Source organism: Bacillus hominis (assembly GCF_018332515.1).
In the GTDB taxonomy this organism is placed as follows: Bacteria; Bacillota; Bacilli; order Bacillales; family Bacillaceae_G; genus Bacillus_A; species Bacillus_A hominis.
Window position 1 is genome coordinate 1 of record NZ_BOQD01000228.1, and the last position, 5,772, is coordinate 5,772.

General features: G+C 38.4%; 8 protein-coding genes. 6 read left to right on the forward strand and 2 right to left on the reverse strand.

The features are described 5' to 3' along the window. Positions 1-379, reverse strand: a 379-nt coding sequence (locus tag KI356_RS20135) for a DUF4158 domain-containing protein (RefSeq protein WP_212936256.1), incomplete at its 3' end; no start/stop codon positions are given. Between the two features lie 147 nt (positions 380-526). On the opposite strand from KI356_RS20135, the gene KI356_RS20140 reads away from it, so the two are divergent. From KI356_RS20140 to KI356_RS20150, 3 genes are all read left to right on the forward strand, one after another. After that, positions 527-1,102, forward strand: coding sequence for a recombinase family protein (locus KI356_RS20140; RefSeq protein WP_062822405.1), 576 nt, complete (start codon positions 527-529; stop codon positions 1,100-1,102). 112 nt (positions 1,103-1,214) lie between these two features. Then, complete coding sequence (locus KI356_RS20145; protein ID WP_000383881.1) at positions 1,215-2,060, forward strand: AraC family transcriptional regulator; 846 nt, start codon at positions 1,215-1,217, stop codon at positions 2,058-2,060. A gap of 127 nt (positions 2,061-2,187) precedes the next feature. After that, on the forward strand, positions 2,188-2,763 hold the full coding sequence (locus tag KI356_RS20150; RefSeq protein ID WP_033656251.1) for a recombinase family protein: 576 nt from the start codon (positions 2,188-2,190) through the stop codon (positions 2,761-2,763). Positions 2,764-3,017: 254 nt separating this feature from the next. On the opposite strand, the gene KI356_RS20155 is transcribed toward KI356_RS20150, so the two are convergent. Then, positions 3,018-3,470, reverse strand: a complete 453-nt coding sequence (locus KI356_RS20155) for a hypothetical protein (RefSeq protein WP_000701228.1) — start codon at positions 3,468-3,470, stop codon at positions 3,018-3,020. A 361-nt stretch (positions 3,471-3,831) separates the two neighbouring features. On the opposite strand from KI356_RS20155, the gene KI356_RS20160 reads away from it, so the two are divergent. From KI356_RS20160 to KI356_RS20170, 3 genes are all read left to right on the forward strand, one after another. After that, a complete protein-coding gene (locus tag KI356_RS20160) occupies positions 3,832-4,134 on the forward strand; it encodes an N-acetylmuramoyl-L-alanine amidase family protein (protein ID WP_002073809.1) in 303 nt (100 codons plus the stop codon). Further along, positions 4,067-5,035 carry a spore germination protein gene (locus KI356_RS20165; RefSeq protein WP_228271847.1) on the forward strand — a complete coding sequence of 323 codons (969 nt, stop codon included), beginning with the start codon at positions 4,067-4,069 and terminating at the stop codon, positions 5,033-5,035. The genes KI356_RS20160 and KI356_RS20165 overlap by 68 nt, the downstream gene beginning before the upstream one ends. A gap of 80 nt (positions 5,036-5,115) precedes the next feature. Next, complete coding sequence (locus tag KI356_RS20170) at positions 5,116-5,568, forward strand: Ger(x)C family spore germination protein (protein ID WP_000226102.1); 453 nt, start codon at positions 5,116-5,118, stop codon at positions 5,566-5,568. The last annotated feature ends 204 nt before the right edge of the window (positions 5,569-5,772 follow it).

A 5,772-nucleotide genomic window follows, 5' to 3' on the forward strand; every position in this document is an offset into this window, starting at 1 on the left:
TCATTCTATATTCTTTCAGAGTAAAAGTTACTAGTTTATATTCAATTCGAATTTCTTTCAAATGATCCCAAAGTGTATTGTCTCTTTGAGGATAAAGCTTTAGCGAGGATGGACTAGCACCGATTTGTTTTGATATATAATGTATGACTGAATCCGGGATGTTTTTGATATGAGTGTATGGCCAACCGGGATATCGAAGAACAGCTAATTGAACGGTGAACCCTAAACGGTTTTCTTCTCTCCTTCGCTTATTGATAATTTCTAAATCCCGTTTGGAAAAAGTGTAGTAGGTTCCTAGCACCCACTCGTCTTCAGGAATTTGCATAAGGACCTGTCGCTGTTCCGATGTAAGCAATTCTCTACCTCTCGCAACTTTCATACAGTATCATCTCATTTCTGTAATTGTTCAGTTAATTAGTTCAATTATAAATCAATAGAGTGTACTCTATTGATACAAGTGTAGTAGACTGATAAAATCATAGTTAAGAGTGTCTCATAAGACTTGTCTCAAAAACGAGGTGATATTTTGCGAAAAATCGGTTATATACGTGTCAGTTCGACTAGCCAAAATCCTTCAAGACAATTTCAGCAATTAAACGAAATCGGTATGGATATTATTTTTGAAGAAAAAGTTTCTGGGGCAGCAAAGGATCGCGAGCAACTTCAAAAAATGTTGCAGGATTTACAGGAAGGCGACATTATTTATGTTACAGACTTAACTCGGATCACTCGGAGTACGCAGGATTTATTTGAATTGATTGATTTAATACGAAGGAAAAAGGCAAGCTTAAAATCACTCAAGGATACATGGCTAAATTTATCAGAGGATAATCCATACAGCCAATTCTTAATTACAGTAATGGCTGGTGTGAACCAATTAGAGCGCGACCTTATCCGTATGCGTCAACGTGAAGGGATTGAGTTAGCAAAGAAAGAAGGAAAGTTTAAGGGGCGTTTAAAGAAGTATCATAAAAATCACGCAGGGATGAATTATGCAGTAAAACTATATAAAGAAGGCGGCATGACTGTAAATCAAATTTGTGAAATTACTAATGTATCTAGGGCTTCATTATATAGAAATCTATCGGAAAGAAACAAATAGTTTGTCCTGATTCTATCAAAAGGTGTATTTTTTCACCAACATTTTTAGGCATGAAATGTCGGTAATTATTATCTATTTTGTTTTAAAGTAAATATTGAAAGGGAGTAAACTTATGGATTGGCTAGAAAGAATGAACAATGCGTTAAACTACATTGAAAATAGCCTGGATGAAGAAATAGACTACAAAGAGATTGCAAAAGCAGCTAACTGTTCTGAGTTTCATTTTTCAAGAATGTTCTCTTCAATCTCAGGTGTATCGCTATCAGAATATATTAGACGAAGACGGTTAACACTTGCAGCATTTGAAATTCAAAAAAGTGATATTCGGATCATCGATGTGGCAATTAAATATGGTTATATTTCTTCTGATACTTTCTCACGTGCTTTTCAAAAAATGCATGGGGTAACCCCTTCCAATGCTCGTAATAGAGGGGTACAGTTAAAAGCCTTTCCCAAAATTTCCTTTCAAATTTCTATTAAAGGAGATACCGAGATGGACTACAGAATTGAAAACCTTGATTTTGAATTAAGAATTGTCGGAAAAAGCAAGCCAGTAAAAACAAGCAGAGCATTTAAAACAATCCCTACGCTTTGGAACACTGCGAAAAAAGATGGATTTATGCAAGAACTAGTAGATATGTCATGGGAAAATCCAAAATGCACGCTTGAAAGCCTTCTGGGGGTTTGCGGAAAAGAAGCTGCCATCACAGATGAACAATTTTCCTATTTCATGGGCGTAAGATACGATGGGGAATCCCCAGAAAATATGGAGACGCTTATTATTCCCGCAAGTACATGGGCAGTTTTTCCGAACATAGTGGATGCATGGAAACGTTTATATTCCGAGTGGGTCCCTACCTCCGAGTATGAACTTGCAAATTTACCGTGTATAGAATGTTATTACGGTCCGAAGCATAAACCAAGACACGAACTCTGGGTCCCTGTTATCCCGAAGTAAATTACATATTCAGTAATAGAATGCTGTTTATGGAGTAACGAAAAAAGAGCCTAATTTCTCAATTTAGGTGATGGGAAATCAGGCTTTTTATATTGGAAATTCCTTATCGTTGTAAATCCGCATTTTCCTGACGCCACCCCGTTATGTACGCGTCAGTTCGACTAGCCAAAATCCTTCAAGACAATTTCGGCAATTGAACGAAATTGGAATGGATATTATTTATGAAGAAAAAACTTCAGGAGCCACAAAAGATCGTGAACAACTTCAAAAAATGTTAGAGGATTTACAGGAAGGTGACATTATTTATGTTACAGATTTAACTCGGATCACTCGAAGTACGCAAGATTTATTTGAATTGATTGATTTAATACGAAATAAAAAGGGAAGCTTAAAATCACTTAAGGATACATGGCTAGATTTATCAGAAGATAATCCATATAGCCAATTCTTAATTACGGTAATGGCTGGTGTTAACCAATTAGAGCGAGACCTTATTCGTATGCGTCAGCGTGAAGGAATTGAGCTCGCAAAGAAAGAAGGGAAGTTTAAAGGACGGTTAAAGAAATATCATAAAAATCACGCAGGAATGAATTATGCAGTAAAGCTATATAAAGAAGGAAATATGACTGTAAATCAAATTTGTGAAATTACAAATGTATCTAGAGCTTCTTTATATAGAAAGCTATCGGAAGGAAAAAAATAAGCATTCATTACTTATATTAAAAATTTCCGGGGATTGTGAAACAACGTACCTAACCAAGCAGGCTATTTCTATAAGGAAGTATCAATATTTGTTTATCTAACTAGGCACGATCATCAAAGGGTTCCGAGTACATTTTAACGGAGATATACGCTAAACTCAGATTTAAAGCAAGGCTGTATTTTCCGAGAACACTTTATAAAAAACAACCTTAGTCAATCACAAACGAAGGTTGTTTTTATAAAGTCATGGTCTAATTAAAACAATTGCTGTCCCAAGAGCATACTTGAGACTGAAAAGGCACCAGCAGGTGGTAAAACATTAGTATATATGGGAGGTCCCAAACGGGTTGTAAAGGTTGTAGCAATCCAATTTCCGTATTCACCAGCCAGCAAAGAGGGAGGTTTCATTATAAACCGTCCACTTAAAATGAAATGCCGAATGCTTATAGCGGTCTCATCAATTATTGTCAAGTTGCCAAAAAAGGAGGCATATGGTGAATCGAAACTTATTTGTTTAGCGCTTTCGTCCCAATACCCATTAATCGGAATAGGTATACCACGAAAATTAACTGTACCTACTACTTTGTTGTCTACAATGGAATCAATGGTAAGTATACCTCTAATAATGGATCTCCCCGCAATAGAAGCATCAATCCCCCATACGGATGGAAAGGGGATACTAACTTTGGCTGTCTTTGGAATTTTCAAAATTAACCTCTCCTTGATTATTTTATGTATAGATTGAGTTGTATTTAATCATAATCCTGTAGTAATGATACAGTATATGCACAGAGAATCACTTAGGTGTTTTGTTAAGAAAGAAGCATCAATAATCAATCAGCCTACTGTCTAGATGAACAAGAGTTTGCCTGACCCACGAAAAATATGGAACATTAATTGCTGCTCATACATATGGTCTCGTATTTGGAAAATTTCTTAGCTTTAAAATAAATCATCTGATTCAATGAAATGTAATGCCTATCATCACCTATTTTTATATGTATCTCAGACGAATTCCTATACCTCCGTTACTCTTCGATCATATTTTATTTGTACGAGGTGGTGTAAAATGTTTAAATTATATTTAGATCCTGGTCACGGGAGAATGGACCCAGGAGCTATTGGCAATGGGATGCAGGAAAAAGAAATTACCTTAAATATTTCCCGTAGCATCCGAAATCTCTTGGAAAACCATTATGAAGGCCTGCAAATTAAAATGAGTAGAACAGCAGATATTACGCGCAGCTTGAAAGAACGTACAGATGATGCGAATGCTTTCGGTACGGGGGCCAAAGGATGGATTTGTGGAAGAAGTGGGAGTCAATGTGGCGTTAATTCGGAAACGAATCAAATCAACCAGCATGGTTTATGAAACGAAAAAAGTAGGCGTTCGCACGAAAACAACCGTTGCAATTCTTTACATGCGTGACATTGTTGATCCTAAGATTGTTCAAGATGTAAAGAATAAATTAGATGATCTTCACATTGACGGAGCGTTTAGCGCCACTCAGCTAGAAGAATTAATGGAACCGACAAAAGCATTGTTTCCTTTGATGGGGTATACAGGCAGAGCAGACTTTACCGTGAACTGTATGCTCAATGGGCGTGTAGCGTTGATTGTGGATGGTACACCGGCTGCGTTGATTGCGCCTGCCAATTTATTTTTGCTTGTGAAAGCACCCGAAGATATCCACTTTACTGCTTTGGCAGCTACATTTGGTCAAACGCTTCGTTTACTTGGCTTGTCCGTATCGCTACTGCTTCCTGCATTTTTTGTTGCCATTCTTTCCTATCATCAAGATCAGCTGCCCTATTATCTACTTGCCACTTTGGGGATTAACCGGTTGGGAATCCCTTTTGATGTGGCAGTTGAAATGTTTATTGCACTTCTCTTCTTAGAAATCCTGCGGGAAGCTGGTATCCGATTGCCTTCTGCGGTCGGCTCCACGGTAACGGTTGTAGGAGGACTTATCCTGGGGGATGCGGCCATTCGTGCTGGATCCTTATCCCCAGGTATCGTTGTCATCGGAGCAATTACACAAATCTTTGGTTCAACTTTATCGAGCCTATCATTGGCTGGAACGATTAGTACCTTACGCTTTTTTCTTTTCATTCTGTCTGCCACGCTTGGCATTTATGGCTTCTTTCTTGGATTATTTATTGTGCTCAGCCATTTAGCCTCATTGCGTTCATGCGGCTTGCCTTACTTGGCCCCAATATCACCTCCATTTAAAGACTTGGCCAACGCTTTGTTTCGATTACCTTGGCCATAGCGAAACACTCGACCGGACATGTTGAAGACACGAGATTCTACAAGGCAAGGGGACAGGCATAAATGAGGAGATATAAAAGTATGGTTGCACTTTTCCTTCTTCTCACCCTTACCGGTTGCTGGAGCAGATATGAAGTGCAAAACATGAACTATGCTACGGCTGTTGGAATAGACTATGTCGATGGCCAATACACCTTGTATGTGCAATTGCTTGATTTCTCGACAGTGGCCAAGCTGGAGGGACAGCAAAAAGCGGAGCAGCCCCCGGTTTGGGTGGGCAAAGGCGAAGGTTCCTCGTTTACGGAGGCGGCAAATGATTTGTACAGTACATCACAACAACGCTTAAACTTGGGACAAATCTCTGCCATTTTGTTCAGCGAGAGATTGATGAAGGAAAACAAAGTCGGAGAAGTGCTGGAATTGATCAACCGTTATCGTGAAATAAGGTACTTGGCCTGGCTGTTTAGCACAAGAGAGCCTCCTGAAGAAATCTTGCTGGCAACCCCATTTTTTAGATTTTCGCCAAATGCATAAAAATAGTTGTTTACTTTTATGCGTTCAAACAGTTGATTTATCAACCTTATGGTAAAAGCAAACGACTTTATTGTAATAAAACAAACCGATTAGTAAACAACTTTATTGGTAAGGAAAGAACTTTATTGTCACTCAACAGTTTCGTCATGTTAAATTTTGCCTAGCGTATGTTTTGCGCTTTTTGTTGGTAGGACCCCATGCCCA

Bases quoted from the DNA above. Each gene is read 5' to 3' on its own strand.
- KI356_RS20145 (WP_000383881.1), top strand. From the start codon at position 1,215: ATGGATTGGCTAGAAAGAATGAACAATGCGTTAAACTACATTGAAAAT.
- KI356_RS20160 (WP_002073809.1), top strand. From the start codon at position 3,832: ATGTTTAAATTATATTTAGATCCTGGTCACGGGAGAATGGACCCAGGA.
- KI356_RS20170 (WP_000226102.1), top strand. From the start codon at position 5,116: ATGGTTGCACTTTTCCTTCTTCTCACCCTTACCGGTTGCTGGAGCAGA.